This is a genomic window from Cobetia sp. 2AS (assembly GCF_029846355.1).
Classification (GTDB): Bacteria; Pseudomonadota; Gammaproteobacteria; order Pseudomonadales; family Halomonadaceae; genus Cobetia; species Cobetia amphilecti.
The window spans coordinates 151,301-170,207 of record NZ_JARWKQ010000004.1 but is presented as its reverse complement, the minus strand read 5'-3'; the positions used below and the strand labels follow the sequence as shown (position 1 = coordinate 170,207).

Genomic DNA, 18,907 nt, shown 5'->3' with positions numbered 1-18,907 from the left:
ACGACGAGAGGGGGCGCCGGGTGTCTTGCCTGAACCCTTGCCTTCAGTCTGGCCAGAACTCCGACTGGAACCCCGACCTGAGCCCTTGCCGCTCTTGCCCGCGCTGTTGCCTCTATCGCCACTGCCCCGGGGGCCAGTGTTGCCGGTGCGGCGCTCGCCCGGCTTGCCCGTCGCGCCCTTGTGGCGTGGCGAGCGGGACTCGCGGCGAGGTGGCGCAGGCATCTCGACTTCCTCGCTGCGCCATTCTCCGGGGGCAAGGCCGTCGAGCTTCCACGGCCCGATGGCCGCGCGGATCAAGCGCAGGGTCGGCAAGCCGACGTGCGCGGTCATGCGGCGCACCTGGCGATTGCGACCTTCGCTGATGATGATTTCCAGCCAATGGGTCGGGATGCTCGCACGAAAGCGCACAGGAGGTTGCCTGTCAGGCAACTCGGGGGGCTCGATGCGCCGCACTTTGGCTGGGCGCGTCATGCCATCCTTGAGCTCGACACCGGCACGCAGCGCGGCGATGGCCTGCTCGTCAGGGGCACCTTCCACCTGTACCCAGTAGGTCTTGGGCTGCTTCTTTCTCGGGTGCGCGATCTGGTGGGAGAGCGCGCCATCACTGGTGAGCAGCAGCAGTCCCTCGGAGTCATAGTCGAGGCGCCCGGCGGCATAGACATCCGGCACGTCGATGAAGTCAGCGAGTGTCTGGCGGCCCTGATCGCGGTCAGTGAACTGGGTCAGGACGCGGTAAGGCTTGTGAAGCAGATATATGAGAGACATGGTTTAGACTTTTGTCGCGGCTGCCGTATAAGCCTACTGTGAGAAGCGGCACGGGTGCTATACTCGCGCCTCCACTGAATCCATGACAGGGGAGTTATCAATGGGGTTCCAGAAGATTGTCGTCCCGGAAGGCGGTGCCAAGATCACCGCAAATTCCGACAATACCCTCAACGTTCCGAATAATCCGATCATCCCGTTCATCGAAGGCGATGGTATCGGTGTGGACGTGACTCCGGCCATGAAGATTGCCATCGACGCTGCTGTCGACAAGGCCTATGGCGGCGAGCGCAAGATTCACTGGATGGAAGTCTACGCCGGTGAAAAAGCCACTCACGTTTATGATGCTGACACCTGGCTGCCGGAAGAGACTCTCGAGGCTGTCAAGGATTACATCGTTTCCATCAAGGGTCCGCTGACCACTCCGGTGGGCGGTGGTATTCGCTCCCTGAACGTCGCTCTGCGTCAGAAGCTGGATCTGTACACCTGCCTGCGCCCGGTGCGCTGGTTCACTGGTGTGCCGAGCCCGGTCAAGAAGCCGGCTGACGTCGACATGGTCATCTTCCGCGAAAACTCCGAAGACATCTACGCCGGTGTCGAATGGAAAGCGGGAACGCCGGAAGCCGACAAGGTCATCAAGTTCCTGCGTGAAGAGATGGGTGTCACCAACATCCGCTTCCCGGAGAACTGCGGTATCGGCGTCAAGCCGGTCTCCGAAGAAGGTACCAAGCGTCTGGTCCGTCAGGCTGTCCAGTACACCATCGACAACGACCGTGAGTCGCTGACCCTGGTGCACAAGGGCAACATCATGAAGTTCACCGAAGGTGCCTTCAAGGACTGGGGCTACGAAATCGTCAAGGACGAGTTCGGCGGCGAGCTGCTGGATGGCGGCCCGTGGATGACCTTCAAGAACCCGAACAACGGCAAGGACATCGTGGTCAAGGACGTCATCGCTGACGCCATGCTCCAGCAGATCCTGCTGCGTCCGGCGGAATATGACGTCATCGCCACCCTGAACCTGAACGGTGACTACCTGTCCGACGCTCTGGCGGCGGAAGTGGGTGGTATCGGTATCGCGCCGGGTGCCAACCTGTCCGACACCGTCGCCATGTTCGAAGCGACTCACGGTACTGCACCGAAGTACGCTGGCCAGGACAAGGTCAACCCGGGCTCCGTCATCCTCTCTGCCGAGATGATGCTGCGTCACATGGGTTGGGTCGAAGCGGCTGATCTCGTGCTGAAAGGCGTCGAGAAGGCCATCGCCAAGGGCGAAGTCACCTATGACTTCCATCGCCTGATGGACGATGCCAAGCTGCTGAAGTGCTCCGAGTTCGGTCAGGCTGTTGCTGACAACATGGATGCCTGAGACCCTGCGTTGATCTGATGCCCAGGCATCAGGTTGCGTGACAGGTTTCAGCAGAAGGCCCCCGGACATGTCCGGGGGCCTTCTTGCGTTTGAGATGGAAGCTTCTCGGTTGCGCGCTCAGTCTGCTGCCAACGATTGCCACTCCTGGGCATTCTGCGTGGAGCGTTCTGCGCGGGGGGTCTGTGCGATAGCATTCCGGGTTTCATCGAGCGGCGAGACGCTTGAATGGGTCGCCAGTTGGCGACGCCTGTCGAGAGGTGTCTGTCGCGTATGTGAGCGAAAATGCATGCAAATGTCCGCATTCATGTCAGAGCGTCGCGATGCAGGCATGAACGTGTACGCCTGGACGTACTCGACTAAAGCTTGCAACCAGATCGACAAGCCCCCATCTTTTCCTTATCACACCCACATTGAGACGACGTGGCAGCGCTTGACCTTCTCCGCGGCGCGTTGAGGCAATCTGCTTCGTCACGGCTTGTGTTCACCGGATCAGCCCCTTATGTTCAAGACAGAGACATCGCGCGGCAGTCCTCCCTTTCTGGAGACACTGTCGATCAGCAATCAGGCCCCGTCGGCTCAGGAACCCGGATACCAGGAAGACCACGAAGGTGATCTGGCATTCGAGACCGCTGAGCCTGAACTGGCTCCACCGCCCATGTACAAGGTCGTTCTGCACAATGATGACTTCACGCCGATGGACTTCGTCGTGGAGGTGCTGACCACCTTTTTCAACAAGGATCAGGAGCAGGCAGTACAGATCATGCTCGCTGTCCATCATCAGGGAAAAGGAACCTGTGGCATCTTCAGTCGCGACATCGCGGAAACGAAATGCCACCAAGTCAATCAATATGCTCGAGAGTGCCAGCATCCGCTGCTGTGCGACATCGACCGGGCGGAGTGATCCGTCCAAGACGCGGCCTAGAGGGGACTTGCCATGTTGAGCAAAGAACTTGAACTGACCCTGAACACGGCCTTCACCGTGGCACGTTCCAAACGCCACGAATTCATGACCGTGGAACACCTCCTGCTGGCACTGCTGGACAATGCCTCCGCTGCCGATGTCCTGCGCGCCTGTGGTGCCAATCTGGACAAGCTGCGAGTCGACCTTCAGGACTTCATCAATTCCACCACCCCGCTGATTCCGGAAGAGCAGGAAGACCGCGAGACGCAGCCGACGCTGGGCTTCCAGCGCGTCCTGCAGCGTGCCGTCTTCCACGTGCAATCCTCCGGCAAGAGTGAAGTGACCGGCGCCAATGTGCTGGTGGCCATCTTCTCCGAGCAGGAAAGTCAGGCCGTCTACTTCCTCAAGCAGCAGAATGTCGCGCGTGTGGATGCGGTCAATTACATCGCGCATGGCATCTCCAAGGTCGCGGGTCACACCCAGACGCCCCAGGCGTCGGTCGAGAATGAAGAGAGCGAAGAGGCGAGCAGCGAAGGCGGCAACAACCCGCTGACCAACTACGCCACCAACCTCAACGAGCAGGCGCGTCTGGGCAAGATCGACCCGCTGATCGGCCGCGATGGCGAGCTCGAGCGTGTGGTGCAGATTCTGGTGCGTCGCCGCAAGAACAACCCGCTGCTGGTCGGTGAGGCCGGCGTCGGCAAGACTGCCATCGCGGAAGGTCTCGCCAAGCGCATCGTCGAGGAGGACGTGCCGGACGTCATCAAGGAAGCCGTGGTCTACTCGCTGGATCTCGGTGCGTTGCTGGCCGGCACCAAGTACCGCGGTGACTTCGAGAAGCGTCTCAAGTCGCTGCTGGCGGAGCTGCGCAAGGAACCGAACTCGATTCTGTTCATCGACGAGATCCACACCGTCATCGGTGCGGGTGCTGCGTCCGGTGGCGTGATGGATGCCTCCAACCTGCTCAAGCCGCTGCTGTCTTCCGGCGAGCTGCGTTGCATCGGTTCCACCACCTTCCAGGAATTCCGTGGCATCTTCGAGAAGGACCGCGCCCTGGCGCGTCGCTTCCAGAAGGTCGATGTCATGGAGCCGTCGGTGGATGACACCATCCGCATCCTCAAGGGGCTGCGTGGTCGCTTCGAGGAGCACCATGCCATCAAGTACACCGATGCCTCGCTGGAAACGGCAGTGCGTCTGGCGGACCGCTACATCAACGACCGTCAGCTGCCGGACAAGGCCATCGACGTGATCGACGAGGCCGGTGCCCACCAGCGCCTGCTGCCGGAGAGCATCCGCGTCGACACCATCGATACCGAGCAGGTCGAGGCGATCGTCGCCTCCATCGCCCGCATTCCGCCGAAGACGGTCTCCAGTTCCGACAAGAAGCTGCTGTCCAATCTCGAGCGCGATCTCAAGATGCTGGTGTTCGGGCAGGACGACGCCATCACCGGGTTGTCCGCGGCGATCAAGCTGTCGCGTGCTGGCCTCAAGGCGCCGGACAAGCCGGTGGGCAGCTTCCTGTTCGCTGGCCCGACAGGCGTCGGCAAGACCGAGGTCGCTCGTCAGCTGGCGGCGCTGATGGGTATCGAGCTGGTGCGCTTCGACATGTCCGAGTACATGGAGCGTCACACCGTCTCGCGCCTCATCGGGGCACCGCCGGGCTACGTCGGTTATGACCAGGGCGGTCTGTTGACCGAAGCCATCACCAAGCAGCCGCACTGCGTGCTGTTGCTGGATGAGATCGAGAAGGCACACCCGGAAGTCTTCAACCTGCTGCTGCAGGTGATGGACCACGGCCGCCTGACCGACAACAACGGCCGCGAAGCGGACTTCCGCAACGTCATTCTGGTGATGACCTCCAATGCGGGTGCCGAGCAGGTGGCGCGTCGCTCCATCGGCTTCAAGCACCAGGATCACTCCACCGACGCCATGGAAGTCATCCGCAAGACGTTCTCGCCGGAATTCCGCAACCGTCTGGATGGCATCATCCAGTTCGGCGCGCTGGATCTCGCCGTGGTGCGCAATGTGGTCGACAAGTTCCTGGTCGAACTGCAGGCGCAGCTGGATGAGAAGCGCGTGCAGCTGGACGTCGCTGATGAGGCGCGCGACTTGCTGGCGACTCTCGGGTATGACCCGGCAATGGGTGCTCGCCCGATGGCACGCGTGATTCAGGAGAAGCTCAAGAAGCCGCTGGCAGAGATGATCCTGTTCGGCGACCTGTCCGAGTCGGGCGGTATCGTGCATGTCACGGTCGACAACGGCGAGCTGCACCTGGAAACGGAAGCGGAAATGGCGTGATCTGACGCTCAGCTTCCTGCCCGGAACGGGCGACATGAACGGTCAGTGCTCAAGCACTGGCCGTTTTTTTATGGCCGTCAGTCAGCAAGCTGTCCGCACGTAGCGAGCATGAAGTCGATTGCTCAAGCTGGACACGCGCGCACGCCAAGGGGCTCGCCATCCTCAAGGGAAGGGCGGGGAGTTGGATGAGTACTGGAGGAGGCGAATGCGTATCGGGGGAAGCGAATGCGTATTGAGGAGAAAATGCCCAGCGGGGATGAGCCGCCTGTCATCATTGAATGGGAGCGAAGACCAGATTGGCGTTCGGGCTCAAGACGCATTCATGGGACAAGGCGGCATCATCGGAATACTCAGGCATACGCCATCGAGGTGGCGGGTGTCTCGCCGCGAAGGGCAAGTCTTGCAACCTCGATGCGTTCCGGGTCCGGGCGGAGGGTTCAGGCGGAGGTGACGCTGGTGCCTGAGGTGCCGGGAACGACCGGTTCAGCCAGCCGGTGTCATGATGATCGCATGCAGGTCCAGGACGTGCAGAGTGATCGATGGCATGGCAACCGGCAGGGCAGTCTGACCGTGCTTAGCGCGAACGGTAGACGATACGGCCCTTGGACAGGTCGTACGGAGTCAGCTCAACCTTGACCTTGTCGCCAGTCAGGATGCGGATGTAGTTCTTGCGCATCTTGCCGGAGATGTGAGCGGTCACGATGTGGCCGTTTTCCAGTTCAACACGGAAAGTGGTGTTCGGAAGGGTGTCGACGATGACGCCTTCCATTTCAATATGATCTTCACGCGCCATATAGGCTGATCCTCACTTATTACAGGGAATACTGCTGGTAGTTCCGAGCCGCCTCAGCACAAAAAGTGCCCGATTCGGGACTTCGATACGCGATATTGTGCCGTAAGGGCGGCGGCAAGGCAAAGTCGAAGCGCGATTGTACGCTCCTTGAGCGCCTGTGGGCAGCTCAGGAGGAAGATAAAAATCGGCATCTTGCGCCGGGGCAACTCTCGGCAGGCGGTTGGTCGGCACTCGGCGCTGTCTGGTGAGCCCAGCCAGCTGAGCGTTGCGTCACCTTAGCGTTGTCAGAGCGCTTGCGTCGAGAGGGCGCCTGGAGAGCGTGTCGAAAGAGCCTATGGAATGAGCCTTTGGAATGAGCCCATGCAATGAGCTCAGCGCGTCACTCGCCGGATGTCACTGACGCGCCTTGCTTGACCAGGCTCAGTGGCAGATGGCTGTCGGTATGGTTGGCCGGGATGCGTCGCCGCCAGTGGCTGCCATCCAGATACTCGAGCGGCTGGAAATGCTGCTTGTAGTTCATCTTGCGGCAATCGCGGATCCAGTAGCCCAGATAGAGGTGGGTCAGGCCTTCGCGGCGTGCCTGCTCAATCTGCCACAGCACCGCGTAGGTCCCCAGCGAGCGCTGATTCAGTGACTCATCCGGATCGTAGAAGGTATAGATGGCGGACAGGCCATGACTCATGCGGTCCATGGCGGCGACGGCCACCAGACGGCCATCGAGGCGAAAGCTCACCAGACGGGCATAGTCATCGCGGGAGGTGAGGAAGGTGCGATACTGCTCATGACTGGGCGGGAACATGTCGCCATCCGCATGACGGCTGCGGATGTAATGGGCGTAGAGGCGATAATGCTCGGGGTCGAAGAGTGCCGGCCCCTCTTCGATGACCAGGTCGGCATTGCGCCGCACCAGACGCTTCTGGGTGCGGTTGGGCGTGAAGTCGGCGATCGGCACGCGCACGGAAATGCAGGCACGGCAATCACCGCAATGCGGACGATAGAGATGAGAGCCGCTGCGGCGAAAGCCGAGCAGGGCAAGGGCGTCATAGACACCGGAATTGGGCGCTTCCTGCGGATCGAGAAACAGCGTGGTCGCTTGGCGGCCTTCCAGATAGCTGCAGGCGTGCGGTACCGTCAGAAAGAAGCGCAGATCGCGTTGCGGTTGCTTGGGGGTATTGCTGCTCACCGTTGCATCATCTCCCTCTTGGAATTGCCATGGCCATCATTCCCGGGCGTGCTGCGTGGGCCAGGATGTCAGTGACCACTTGCCCTCATGCCCTTGGCCAGTGGCATACTGGTCAAGATAGCTGATGAAATCGCTGCGGGCGATGCTGCGGGCGCCAAGACTTGCCAGGTGCGGAGTATGCATCTGACAGTCGATCAACGGAAAATCCCGTGCCTTCAATTCCTGGCACAGGATCACCAGCGCCAGTTTCGAGGCATCGGGCACGCGCGAGAACATCGACTCGCCGAAGAAGATGCGTCCACAGGCGACGCCATACAGGCCGCCCACCAGAGAATCGCCCTGCCAGACTTCAACGCTGTGGGCATGTCCCATGGCATGCAGGGCGATGTAGGCCTGCTGCATTTCTGGCAATATCCACGTGCCTGCCTGGCCATCGCGAGGAATGCTGGCACAGGCATTGATCACACCGGTAAAGTCGCGGTCGATACTGTAGCTAAGGCCTGCATTGCGCAGGCGCTTGGCCAGACTGCGGCGTACACGGACTTCCTCTGGCTTGAGCACCATGCGTGGGTCCGGTGACCACCACAGGATGGGGTCACCCGGACTGAACCAGGGAAATATGCCGCGGGGGTAGGCCGCCAGCAGCCACTCGGGACTGAGTTCGCCCCCTGCACACAGCAGGCCGTCGGGCTCGCTCAGGGCGGTGGAAGCATGCGGAAAGCGGACAGGGGCAGGGGGAAGCCAGGGAAGCATGGGCAGCCTCTTGTCGGTTCGGGAACATGCACGGAGCAATGGGCTCCTGGCGCCTTGGCGTCATGAGCAGACGTGAATCGGCAATTATGACGTCACTGCCATCGAATGGTTATGATAACCGGCTGAAGGTACATGGAAAATCGCCCACAAGGTGCAAGGGGGATGGCGACTTGACTGCCAAGAGTGCCAGAAAGACAAGTCGGGAACAGGCCAAGCCTGAAACCCGTAGCCGCCGTGCGGCAGCAACACCCAGGAAGCGTGCCCGTCAGAAAGCGGACTCGCCGGGCTTCTTCGCGCGTTTGCGCGGTGCTTCGGCCACTGAGTCCAGCCCGGCACGCAAGACGCCGCGCGTCTCGGGCAAGCCCGCGAGGAAGGACGCCAGCGGCCAGCCTGCTGCCAAGGCCAGAAACAAGCCGCGCGTGCAGGAAGAGAGCCCTGCAGCTCAGCGCCGCGCCGAGCGTCAGGCCGAACGCGCCGAACGCCAGGCCATCCGCGCCGAGCAGCGTGCGGAGAAGGCAGCGCGACCACCGTCACGCCTGACCACCACCCTGCAGGGCGTCAGCCGTGAAGGTGTGGTCATTCTCATGCTCAGCCTCTGCGTCTTCATGCTGCTGGCGCTGTTCAGCTATGAGCCGACGGACCCCGGCTGGTCCTACAGCGGCCCTGAGCTGACGCCCAGCAACTGGATGGGCAGCATCGGCGCCTGGCTGTCAGACGTACTGTATTCGCTGTTCGGCGGCAGTGCCCTGTGGTGGCCAGCGATGCTGGGCTTCGGTGCCTGGCGTCTGATGCGTCAGCCCAGCACTGAGCTTGTGTGGGACCCGACGACCATCGCGGTGCGCGCTGGCGGCCTGTTCCTGCTGATCATGGCGACCTGCGTCATCGGTGATATCCAGTTCTACAGCCCCGACAGCCAGCTGACCAACGGCGCAGGCGGCATTCTCGGCAAGGGCATCGCCGGGGCACTGACGCCATTGATCGGCATGGGCGGCACGGTACTGGTCGCGATGGCCAGCTTCCTGTGCGGCTTCACGTTGTTTACCGGCATGTCGTGGCTGACGGTCATGGATGAGCTGGGCAATGGCTGCATGCGGGTGTCCGGCTGGTTCGCCGAGCGCTTCAACAGCCGCCGCGACGACCAGGACGCCTACGATGACGAGGCAGCCTACGCCGAAGAGTCGCTGACGCACGAGGACGGTGAAGAGGATGACTCGGATCGCGACCCGGCCCCCAGACTGAGCTGGTGGCAGCGTCTGCTGCCGGGCCGCCGTGCCCGAGAGGAGGAGTGGGACGAGGACAGCGACGAGATTCTGCTTGGTCGCCGTCAGGAGGCAGAAGGCATCGCCGCCGAGCCGCGCGGCCAGCGCCGTGTCGAGCCGTCTCTGGATGGCGGCACCGACGAGGCCATCAGCGCTCGCGATGACTTCGCGGATGACCGCAGCACCGATATCCCGTGGCAGACCGCTGAAACCACGCCCTCCGCCAAGGTGCCGGGCGCTGCCTACACCGAGCGCATGACGGTGCAGAGCGCCAATGTCAGCATCGAAGGGGTTGATCTGGCCGCGGCCCTGAAGACCGCCGTGGCGGCAGAGGCCGCCTCCGCGCCGCGTGTCGCGCATGCCGATGTCACGCGCTCCCGTCTGCCGCAAGCTGCTGCCATTGAGGCCGAGCGCCAGCGTCATGCTGACGCCTCAGTCACGACGCAGGCTCCCAAGGCGGCGACGCCAGGCCCTGCCGTCGAAGACACGGCATCAGCCTCCGACAGCACGGCTGCCCCTGCTGCCTGGGACGCCGCCTCAGCCTTTGCGCCGACCGCTCGTCACGACACGGCTCGTCATGAGACCGCCCGTCACGACACGGCACAAGACGCTCAGGCGCAGAGCGAGGCCGAAGCTCACAAGGCTCCGTCTCAGGCACAAGCTCAGGTTCAAGAGCTGGCTCGCGAGCAGGAAGCGCAGCGCTTGGCTGATCAGGAAGCGCAACGTCTGGCAGAGCAGGAGGCGCAGCGCGAAGCAGAACAGAAAGCGCAGCGTGCAGCCGAGCAGCAAGCGGCAGAGCGTCAAGCACAGCTCGAGCAGCAGGCGCAGCTTGAGAAAGAGGCACAGCGTGAGCGCGACGCGCAACTTGCGCGCGAGCGCAGCGATGCCGCGCCGGATAGCCGCAATCAGCCGCCGGAGCCAAGGGACGACGATGATGCGCCTCTGCCCGGCAGTGGTGGTCAATTCGTCACGGCCGCAGGGCTGGCAGCCGGTGCGGGTGTGATGGCGGCCGGTGTTGCGGCGGCCTCTTCCGAGACTCCCGCTCGCAAGGCGGTCGTCTCCTGGGATGATGCCTTCGAGCAGCCGACGGGCAACGCGCCGACACCGGCAGACGCGCCTGCGGCGCCGAGCAGCCCGTCTGCCACGCCGCAGCAGCATGCCCCTGAGCTGCGTCAGCCTGCAGCGCCTCATCAACCTGCCGAGCTGGTCGCGCCAGCGGAGCCCGATTCCGTGGCGCCTCAGGCCGAGCATGTGCCGCCTTTCGAGGCGCCGACAGCCACGCCGGAAGCGACACCCGCACCGGCTGAGCGTCCTTCCTGGGCCTATGACGGCGATGAGTCCGGCATGGTGCCGGGCGGTGGTCGTCTGGCGACGGCGGAAGATGCACAGGCGGCTGCCAGTGATCCCTCCGGTCCGACCCTGTGGACCGTGGAGCACATGCAGAGCCAGCGCCATGAAGGTGCCGATCACGAGGACGAGCCGGAAGGGGACCTGCCGCAGCTGAGCCTGCTGACGCCGCCGGATGCCCAGAAGCCCAACTACAGCGAAGAAGAGCTCGACCAGATGGCCGAGCTGCTGGTGGTGCGTCTGCGCGAGTATGGCGTCAAGGCCGAGGTGGCGGATGTCTGGCCGGGGCCGGTCATCACACGCTTCGAGATTCAGCCGGCGCCGGGCGTCAAGGCGTCCAAGATCTCCAACCTGTCGACGGACCTGGCGCGTTCACTGCTGGTCAAGAGCGTGCGTGTGGTCGAGGTGATTCCGGGCCGTCCGACGGTCGGCATCGAGATTCCCAACCCCAACCGCGCCATGATTCGCCTGCGTGAAGTGTTCGATTCCGATGCCTATCAGCTGGCGGAATCTCCGGTCACCCTGGCGCTGGGGCAGGACATCGGTGGCGCCCCTGTCGTGGCCAACCTCGGCAAGATGCCGCACCTGCTGGTCGCCGGTACCACCGGTTCGGGCAAGTCAGTCGGCATCAACTCGATGCTGATCTCGATGCTGCTCAAGGCCACGCCGGACGAAGTGCGCATGATCATGGTCGACCCCAAGATGCTGGAGCTGTCGGTCTATGACGGCATTCCGCATCTGCTGGCGCCGGTGGTGACCGACATGAAGGAGGCCGCCAACGCCCTGCGCTGGTGTGTCGCCGAGATGGAGCGTCGCTACAAGCTGATGGCCGCCATGGGCGTGCGCAACCTGGCCGGCTTCAATGCCAAGATCGATGAAGCCGAGGCGCATGGTGCCCAGATCGCTGACCCGCTGTGGGAGCCGCAGCCCTGGGAGATGCACCAGCATCCGCCGGTTCTCGCCAAGCTGCCCTACATCGTGGTGGTGATCGACGAGTTCGCCGACATGTTCATGATCGTCGGCAAGAAGGTCGAGGAGCTGATCGCACGTCTGGCCCAGAAGGCACGCGCCGCGGGGATTCACCTGATTCTGGCCACCCAGCGTCCGTCGGTGGACGTCGTGACCGGCCTGATCAAGGCCAATATCCCGACGCGCATGGCCTTCCAGGTCTCCTCCAAGATCGACTCGCGCACCATCCTTGATCAGGGCGGCGCCGAGGACCTGCTGGGTCACGGTGACATGCTCTACCTGCCGGCCGGTGCCGGCATGCCGACGCGCGTTCACGGTGCCTTCGTCGATGATGACGAGGTTCACCGTGTGGTCGATGACTGGAAGCGTCGCGGCTCGCCGGAGTACATCGAGGAGATCCTCACCGGTGGCGTGCAGGCCGATGCCTTGGCCGGTCTCGAGGCCGAAGGTGAGGACAGCGATGCCGAGCAGGATGCGCTCTACGATGAGGCCGTGGCCTATGTGGTCGAGTCGCGTCGTGCCTCCATCTCTGCCGTGCAGCGTCGCTTCAAGATCGGGTACAACCGCGCTGCGCGCCTGGTCGAGGCGATGGAGATGGCCGGTGTCGTCTCCGCGATGGGCACCAATGGCTCGCGGGAAGTGATCGCGCCCAACCACAGCGGCTAGCCGCCGCAGGCCTGGTCGCTGCACGCTGAAACACACGAAGGGGAGCTTTTTGCTCCCCTTCGTGTCAAAGACGTCAGATAACAGATCACTGTCAGCAGGATATTGGCAGCAATCATCCCGAATCGCTGAAATGATGATGGTCAGATGCAGGGCCTCGGTGCCGAGGCTTGCCACTGGTCTTCCTCACCGCAAGGAGTTTCATGAAGACATTGTCCCGTTCTTTCGCTTCTTCGTTGACCGCTCGTCTGGCCAAGGGGCTGGGCGCCGCGCTGATGCTGGGCATGGCCGCTCTGCCAGCGCACGCCGAGGAGTCGGCAGGCGATCGTCTGTCGCGCCTGCTGGAGCCGCTCAAGACCTATGCTGCCGACTTCGATCAGCAGATCCTCGATGCCTCGGGTCAGCGTCTGCAGGAAGCCAAGGGCAAGATGTGGCTGTCGCGCCCGGGCAAGTTCCGCTGGAGCGTCGATGCGCCGTACCGTCAGGAAGTGGTGTCGGATGGCAAGGAAGTCTATCTGCATGATCCGGACCTCGAGCAGGTCACCGTGCAGCCGCTGGATGAGCGTGTCACCCATACGCCGGCGCTGTTGCTGTCCGGTCGTGCCAGTGAGCTGACCGCCAACTATGCGGTCAAGCGTCAGCAGCAGGGCGCGCGTGAGACCTTCACGCTGACGCCCAAACAGGCCGATACGCTGTTTGAAAGCCTCAAGCTGACCTTCGACAGCGAGCAGCTCGACATGCTGCAGATGGCGGATTCCACCGGCCAGCGCACGGCGATCGACTTCAGCAACGTGCAGTACAACCCGTCGCTGCAGGATAGCCGTTTCGTGTTCCAGATCCCGCAAGGCGCCGACGTCATTCGCGAGCAGTGATCACGCCCAAGGTGCAGCGCAAATCCTGAATACGCTTGACCAGACAGGAACGCCCGGACCAGATGGTCCGGGCGTTCTTGTCTGTGCCAGTCGCGACTCGGCAGCCATGTGCGCGCAGGATTCGCCGCTGATCAGCTCTGTCCGGGCGTCTCACCACGGTCTGCGGCGGCGTCCTGCTCGCGGCGCCAGCGCTCTATCTCGGCGAAGCGCTTCTCGCCGCCATGCTGGGTCGGGCGGTAGAACTGCTGGGGCGGCAGCTCTTCTGGCCAGGCATCGTGGGAGCGGCCGGCCGGATAGCCATTGGGCTCGTTGTGGGCATAGCGATAGCCTTCGCCCATGCCCAGCTCCTTCATCAGCGTGGTCGGGGCATTGCGCAGGTAGACCGGCACTCCGAAGTGGGGCTGCTGGCGCACGAAGGCCTTGGCTTCCTTCCAGGCCACCTCGATGGCATTGCTCTTGGGCGCGATGGCCAGGTGGATCGCCGCATGGGCGATGGCGCGCTGGCCCTCGTAGTCACCGAGGCGCAGATAGGCGTCCCAGGCGGCGATGGTCAGCGGCAGGGCGCGTGGGTCGGCGTTGCCGACATCCTCGGAGGCAATCGCCGTCAGACGCCGCACGACATCCAGCGGGTCGCCGCCGCCATCCATGAAGCGCGCCATGTACAACAGTGCCGCGTCGGGCCGCGAGGAGCGTATCGACTTGTGGATCGCCGACAGCAGGTCGTAATAGTCATCGCCCTGCTTGTCGAAGCTGGAGGCCTGATGGCCTAGCACGGCCTCCAGCGAGCTTTCCTCGAGTATCTCGCGCGTTCCCCCCTGGGCATCTGGCTCACGACGCACGAAGTCACAGGCGGTCTCCAGCAGACCGAGGGCGCGGCGTGCATCGCCGGAGGCCGAGCGCGCGATGCGGGTCAGCGTCTCGCGGCTGGCTTCGATATGACGCTTGCCGAGGCCGTTGACCTCATCCTGCAGGGCGCGCGTCAGCACCTCGATCAGGTCTTCGGTTTCCAGGGCCTTGAGCACATAGACCCGAGCCCGCGACAGCAGGGCCGAGTTGACCTCGAAGGACGGGTTCTCGGTGGTCGCGCCGATCAGCGTCAGCAGGCCGGATTCCACGTGCGGCAACAGGGCGTCCTGCTGACTCTTGTTGAGGCGGTGGATCTCATCGAGAAACATCACCGTCTGACGCTCGCTGGCCTGATGGTGGCGTGCACGCTCGACGACTTCGCGGATGTCCTTCACCCCAGCCATCACCGCCGAGAGCTGCTCCAGATGCGCATCACAGCCATAGGCGAGAATCTCGGCCAGCGTCGTCTTGCCGACGCCCGGCGGCCCCCACAGAATCATCGAGCGCACCACGCCGGTTTCCACCATCTGGCGCAGCGGCATGTCAGGCCCGACCAACGCTGTCTGTCCGATGTAGTCATCCAGGGTGCGGGGACGCATGCGGAAGGCCAGTGGCGCATGGGAATTCGAGGCGGTATCGGCAAAAAGATCCATCGGCGAGTCTGGCTCCGGCAGGCGTGGGGCAGTATTGCGCTCATCATGGCCGATCCTGCAGGCCTGTACAAATCAGCAGGGGCGGCGCGGTCAGTCAGCGGCCTCAGGCCGCGCGTGGCATTGCACCAGACTGTCATGTTTTCCTGACAGCATGACACGCTCATTTAGGCAATCCCACCCAACGTCTAACTGGCGCTCGGGGGATGTGTCCTACACTTCTAGGTGACGACATTGCTACATTCGGTAGCAATGCCCGAGGCGGCAGCGCTGTCTGCCAGCATCGGCCACCTGTTCCGTAAGGAGGAGGAAGTCATGCCCAATGTGACTCAGCTGCGCCAGGACCACGCCAACATGGCCCGTCTGCTGCACGTGCTTTCGCACCGCCACAAGACGCTCGTCAGTGGTGAGCGTCCCGACTTTCGCATGATGCGTGAGGTGGTGGATTACATTCTCGATTACATGCAGGGCTTCATCATTCCGCTGGAGCGTCAATGCACCCAGATGCTGTGCGAACGCTCCGAAGACGCCGCGCCACTCTGTCAGCGCCTCATCCAGCAATATCGCACCCTGCACGAGCGTCTGGACAAGCTGTCCGACAACCTCGACAGCATCCTGATGGACCAGATCATCCCGATGGATCAGTTCAATGCCGACCTGCGCGAGTATGTGGAGGCACACCGTGACTACCTGCGTGCCGAGCGCCAGGAGCTGTTCCCGCTGATGCGCGACAACCTCAGTGATGAGGAATGGCAGCAGCTGACCGATGCCATCCCGCATGCGCGCACCGAGCTTGAGCGCCTTCAGGAAGCCTACCCGGAACTCTACGCCGAGCTGACCGAGAGTGATGTCGTGACCGCCTGAGCCATGTCGGTCCGATCAGTGACGCTCTGATCCATAACGGTCTAGTCAGGAACTCGCCACACAGAAAGAATCCGCACTTTGCCCGCCACAACAGAAAGAATGCCAAGTCGTTGGCGGGTATTCCGAAAGTCTCCACGTCTCATCTCCCCCACACTGAGGTCATCACATGACGCCCGCCGCGTTTCGGTGGGCGTTGTCTTTGGCGGTGTTCCGCCTTCTCAGATGACGGCCGTGCGGCCCGGGAGACAAGCGATGAGTGCTCAATCTCTTGCACGACAGTGGGCAACTTCCCAGGACGGAGCGACGTCCGAGCCCGCCCAGTTCGCCAGCCAAGGCATTGCCTTGGAAGACCCGCGCCTGTTTCGCCAGCTCGCCTACGTGAATGGCTGCTGGGTGCATGGTGAAGGCGGGCGTGAGGAGGCGGTCTTCGACCCCGCCACCGGCGAGCGTCTCGGTCAGGTGCCGTGGCTCGAGGAGGCGCAGATCGACGCCGCCATCGCCACTGCCGATGCGGCCCAGCGTGAATGGCGCAAGCTGCGCGTCGACCAGCGCGGCGAGCTGTTGGATGCCTGGTACGACCTCATCCGCGCCCACAAGGAAGACCTGGCCATGCTGATGACGCGTGAGCAGGGCAAGTCGCTGGACGATGGGCGTGGCGAGGTGGAATACGGTGCCAGCTTCGTTCACTGGTTCGCCGAGGAGGGCAATCGTGCCTTCGGCGAGACCATCCCCAGCCATATCCCGAATGCCGCCCTGGGCACCGTGCGTGAGCCTATCGGTGTCGCGGCGCTGATCACGCCGTGGAACTTCCCGCTGGCGATGATCACCCGCAAGGCCGCGGCCGCGCTGGCGGCGGGCTGCACGGTGCTGGTCAAGCCGGCCGGCGAGACGCCGTTCTCGGCCTTGGCGCTGGCGGAGCTGGCCGAGCGTGCCGGCATTCCCGCCGGTGTCTTCAGCGTCATCACCGGTGAGGCCTCCGAGGTCTCCAGGCAGCTGTGTGATGACCCGCGCGTCGCCGGGCTGTCATTCACCGGCTCCACCCGGGTCGGGCGTCTGCTGCTGAAGCAGTGCGCCGACAGCGTCAAGCGTGTCTCGCTGGAACTGGGCGGCAATGCGCCCTTCATCGTCGGGCCGGATATGGACCCCGAAGAGGCTGCGCGCGCCGCCGTCGATGCCAAGTTCCAGACCTCCGGTCAGGACTGCCTCGCGGCCGACCGTATCCTGGTCCACGACAGCCTCTACGAGGACTTCCTGAGCCACTTCGCGCGCATCATGAAGCAGCTCAAGGTCGGCAATGGCCAGGTGAAGGGAATCGATCTTGGCCCGCTGATCCACCGCGACGCCGTCGCCAAGGCGCAGACCATCGTCGATGACGCCGTCGAGCGTGGCGCGCGGCTGATCCACGGCGACCAGAGCATGGCGCCGGGCCCCAACTTCTTCATGCCGGTGCTGCTGGCCGACATCACGCCGGACATGCGCGTCTGGCGCGAGGAAACCTTCTCGCCGGTGGCCGGCATCACTGCCTGGCACGACGAGGAAGAGGTGATCGCGATGGCCAACGACACCGAATACGGCCTCGCCGCCTACGTCTATACCCACGATGTGCGCCGCATCTGGCAACTGATGCGTGGCCTGCGCTTCGGCATGGTCTCGGTCAATTCCGTCAAGATGACCGGCGCGCCGATTCCCTTCGGCGGCGTCAAGCAATCTGGCCTGGGTCGCGAAGGTGGCCGTCAGGGGCTCGAGGAATATCTCGATATCAAGTACTACTGTCTGGGTGGACTGGAAAGCGCCTCCGGAAGTTGAGACGGACATCCTTCACTGTTACATGTCGATCATGGCGACCGGTGGCCATTGAGCATCACCACCGGTCGATCGCCCCTAGTTGAGCATTCGGAGAGTCACATGAGCACCGATAACACCCTGAGTCAGGCCGCCAGCTTCGACGACGCGACCTCGACCGATGAGCTGATTCGCCGTGATCGCAAGGTCACCTTCCATGCCTCGACCCACCTGCGCGATTACGCCCAGGGCGATGCGCCGGGCCGCGTGATCACCGGCGGCGAAGGCATCCGCATCCGCGAGCGTGACGGGCGTGAGCTGATCGACGGCTTCGCCGGCCTCTACTGCGTCAACATCGGTTACGGGCGCACGGAAGTCGCCGATGCCATCCACGAGCAGGCCCTCAAGCTCAGCTACTACCACACCTATGTCGGCCACTCGAATGAGCCGCAGATCGCGCTGTCCGAGAAGATTCTCGAACTGGCCGGCCCCGACATGTCCAGGGTCTATTACGGCATGTCCGGCAGTGATGCCAACGAGACCCAGCTCAAGCTGGTGCGCTATTACCACAACGTGATCGGCAAGCCGGAGAAGAAGAAGGTCATCTCGCGCTGGCGCGGCTATCACGGCTCCGGCATCGCCTCAGGCTCGCTGACCGGGCTGGCGGCCTTCCATGATCACTTCGATCTGCCGATTCCGGGCATCCTGCACACCGAGGCGCCGGATTATTACCGCCGTCCCGCCGAGTGCGCCGAGATGAGCGAGCGTGAATTCTCCACCTGGTGCGCCGAGAAGCTCGAGGCGATGATCCAGGCCGAAGGGCCGGAGACCGTCGGCGCCTTCATCGGCGAGCCGGTGCTGGGCACCGGTGGCATCGTGCCGCCGCCGGAGGGCTACTGGGAGGCCATCCAGGCCGTGCTCAAGCGCCACGACATCCTGATGATCTGCGATGAAGTGGTGTGTGGCTTCGGGCGCATCGGCAGCCAGTTCGGCTTCCAGCACTTCGGCATCAAGCCGGACCTGGTCACCATCGCCAAGGGCCTGACCAGCGCCTATCAGCCGCTGTCCGGGGTCATCGTCGGTGACCGCGTGTGGAAGGTACTGGAGCAGGGCACCGGCGAATTCGGCCCCATCGGCCACGGCTGGACCTACTCCGGCCATGCGCTGGGCGCCGCCGCCGGTGTCGCCAACCTGGAGATCATCCGTCGCGAGGGCCTGGTCGATAACGCCCGCGATACCGGCGCCTATCTGCAGAACGCCATGCAGGAGGCTTTCGCCGATCACCCCATCGTCGGCAATGTGCGTGGCATCGGCCTGCTGGCGGCGCTGGAGTTCTCGCCGCAGCCGTCACAGCGCAAGGCGTTCGACTCAGCGCTCAAGGTCGGCCCGCGCATCTCCGCGGCAGCCCTCGAGGAAGGCCTGGTCGCTCGCGCCATGCCGCAGGGCGACATCCTCGGCTTCGCGCCGCCGCTGGTGGTCACGCCTGAGGAAATCGATGACATCGTTGCCCGCGCGCGTCGCGCCGTGGACAAGGTGCATCAGGAGCTTGTCGACAATGGCGATCTCACGTCCGGTGAACCCGCTTCTGGTGTCAAGTAA

The 18,907-nt window shown here is 63.4% G+C and carries 12 protein-coding genes and 1 pseudogene; 8 read left to right on the top strand and 5 right to left on the bottom strand.

The features are described from left to right. Positions 1-225: 225 nt before the first annotated feature. Positions 226-765, bottom strand: a pseudogene (locus QD356_RS12540) (pseudouridine synthase); the annotation flags it as partial. Positions 766-865: 100 nt separating this feature from the next. On the opposite strand from QD356_RS12540, the gene icd reads away from it, so the two are divergent. The 3 genes from icd (at position 866) to clpA (ending at position 5,327) form a co-directional block, all read left to right on the top strand. Continuing rightward, positions 866-2,128, top strand: coding sequence for an NADP-dependent isocitrate dehydrogenase (icd, locus tag QD356_RS12535; protein WP_043333852.1), 1,263 nt, complete (start codon positions 866-868; stop codon positions 2,126-2,128). Positions 2,129-2,627: 499 nt separating this feature from the next. Continuing rightward, positions 2,628-3,029: an ATP-dependent Clp protease adapter ClpS gene (clpS, locus tag QD356_RS12530; protein ID WP_082388342.1), complete on the top strand. Its 402-nt coding sequence runs from the start codon at positions 2,628-2,630 to the stop codon at positions 3,027-3,029. Positions 3,030-3,062: 33 nt separating this feature from the next. Then, positions 3,063-5,327 (top strand): ATP-dependent Clp protease ATP-binding subunit ClpA, encoded by a 2,265-nt coding sequence (gene clpA / locus QD356_RS12525; RefSeq protein ID WP_043333850.1) that lies wholly within the window; start codon positions 3,063-3,065, stop codon positions 5,325-5,327. 574 nt (positions 5,328-5,901) lie between these two features. Here clpA and infA read toward each other — a convergent pair. From infA to aat, 3 genes are all read right to left on the bottom strand, one after another. Beyond that, entirely contained in the window at positions 5,902-6,120 is a 219-nt protein-coding gene (infA, locus tag QD356_RS12520) for a translation initiation factor IF-1 (protein WP_024953359.1), read from the bottom strand. A gap of 379 nt (positions 6,121-6,499) precedes the next feature. After that, complete coding sequence (locus tag QD356_RS12515) at positions 6,500-7,303, bottom strand: arginyltransferase (protein ID WP_054555616.1); 804 nt, start codon at positions 7,301-7,303, stop codon at positions 6,500-6,502. Positions 7,304-7,339: 36 nt separating this feature from the next. Beyond that, positions 7,340-8,056: a leucyl/phenylalanyl-tRNA--protein transferase gene (gene aat / locus QD356_RS12510; RefSeq protein WP_043333849.1), complete on the bottom strand. Its 717-nt coding sequence runs from the start codon at positions 8,054-8,056 to the stop codon at positions 7,340-7,342. A 170-nt stretch (positions 8,057-8,226) separates the two neighbouring features. Here aat and QD356_RS12505 point away from each other — a divergent pair, with 170 nt between their 5' ends. Both QD356_RS12505 and lolA read left to right on the top strand, forming a co-directional pair. Then, positions 8,227-12,297, top strand: a complete 4,071-nt coding sequence (locus QD356_RS12505) for a DNA translocase FtsK 4TM domain-containing protein (RefSeq protein WP_192837464.1) — start codon at positions 8,227-8,229, stop codon at positions 12,295-12,297. A gap of 200 nt (positions 12,298-12,497) precedes the next feature. After that, complete coding sequence (lolA, locus tag QD356_RS12500; RefSeq protein WP_054555615.1) at positions 12,498-13,166, top strand: outer membrane lipoprotein chaperone LolA; 669 nt, start codon at positions 12,498-12,500, stop codon at positions 13,164-13,166. Between the two features lie 131 nt (positions 13,167-13,297). On the opposite strand, the gene QD356_RS12495 is transcribed toward lolA, so the two are convergent. Continuing rightward, complete coding sequence (locus tag QD356_RS12495; protein ID WP_192837465.1) at positions 13,298-14,665, bottom strand: replication-associated recombination protein A; 1,368 nt, start codon at positions 14,663-14,665, stop codon at positions 13,298-13,300. Between the two features lie 312 nt (positions 14,666-14,977). Between QD356_RS12495 and QD356_RS12490 the strand changes: the two genes are divergently transcribed. The 3 genes from QD356_RS12490 to QD356_RS12480 all read left to right on the top strand — a co-directional run bounded on the left by QD356_RS12490 (position 14,978) and on the right by QD356_RS12480 (position 18,907). Next, complete coding sequence (locus tag QD356_RS12490) at positions 14,978-15,526, top strand: hemerythrin domain-containing protein (RefSeq protein ID WP_043331576.1); 549 nt, start codon at positions 14,978-14,980, stop codon at positions 15,524-15,526. 252 nt (positions 15,527-15,778) lie between these two features. Continuing rightward, positions 15,779-17,332 carry an NAD-dependent succinate-semialdehyde dehydrogenase gene (locus QD356_RS12485; RefSeq protein WP_107336145.1) on the top strand — a complete coding sequence of 518 codons (1,554 nt, stop codon included), beginning with the start codon at positions 15,779-15,781 and terminating at the stop codon, positions 17,330-17,332. A gap of 99 nt (positions 17,333-17,431) precedes the next feature. Then, positions 17,432-18,907 carry an aminotransferase gene (locus tag QD356_RS12480; protein ID WP_192837466.1) on the top strand — a complete coding sequence of 492 codons (1,476 nt, stop codon included), beginning with the start codon at positions 17,432-17,434 and terminating at the stop codon, positions 18,905-18,907.

Coding starts and splice junctions, on each gene's coding strand:
- aat (WP_043333849.1), bottom strand. CDS start 8,056: ATGCTTCCCTGGCTTCCCCCTGCCCCTGTCCGCTTTCCGCATGCTTCC.
- icd (WP_043333852.1), top strand. CDS start 866: ATGGGGTTCCAGAAGATTGTCGTCCCGGAAGGCGGTGCCAAGATCACC.
- QD356_RS12480 (WP_192837466.1), top strand. CDS start 17,432: ATGAGCACCGATAACACCCTGAGTCAGGCCGCCAGCTTCGACGACGCG.
- QD356_RS12495 (WP_192837465.1), bottom strand. CDS start 14,665: ATGGATCTTTTTGCCGATACCGCCTCGAATTCCCATGCGCCACTGGCC.
- QD356_RS12490 (WP_043331576.1), top strand. CDS start 14,978: ATGCCCAATGTGACTCAGCTGCGCCAGGACCACGCCAACATGGCCCGT.
- QD356_RS12485 (WP_107336145.1), top strand. CDS start 15,779: ATGAGTGCTCAATCTCTTGCACGACAGTGGGCAACTTCCCAGGACGGA.
- clpA (WP_043333850.1), top strand. CDS start 3,063: ATGTTGAGCAAAGAACTTGAACTGACCCTGAACACGGCCTTCACCGTG.
- infA (WP_024953359.1), bottom strand. CDS start 6,120: ATGGCGCGTGAAGATCATATTGAAATGGAAGGCGTCATCGTCGACACC.
- clpS (WP_082388342.1), top strand. CDS start 2,628: ATGTTCAAGACAGAGACATCGCGCGGCAGTCCTCCCTTTCTGGAGACA.
- lolA (WP_054555615.1), top strand. CDS start 12,498: ATGAAGACATTGTCCCGTTCTTTCGCTTCTTCGTTGACCGCTCGTCTG.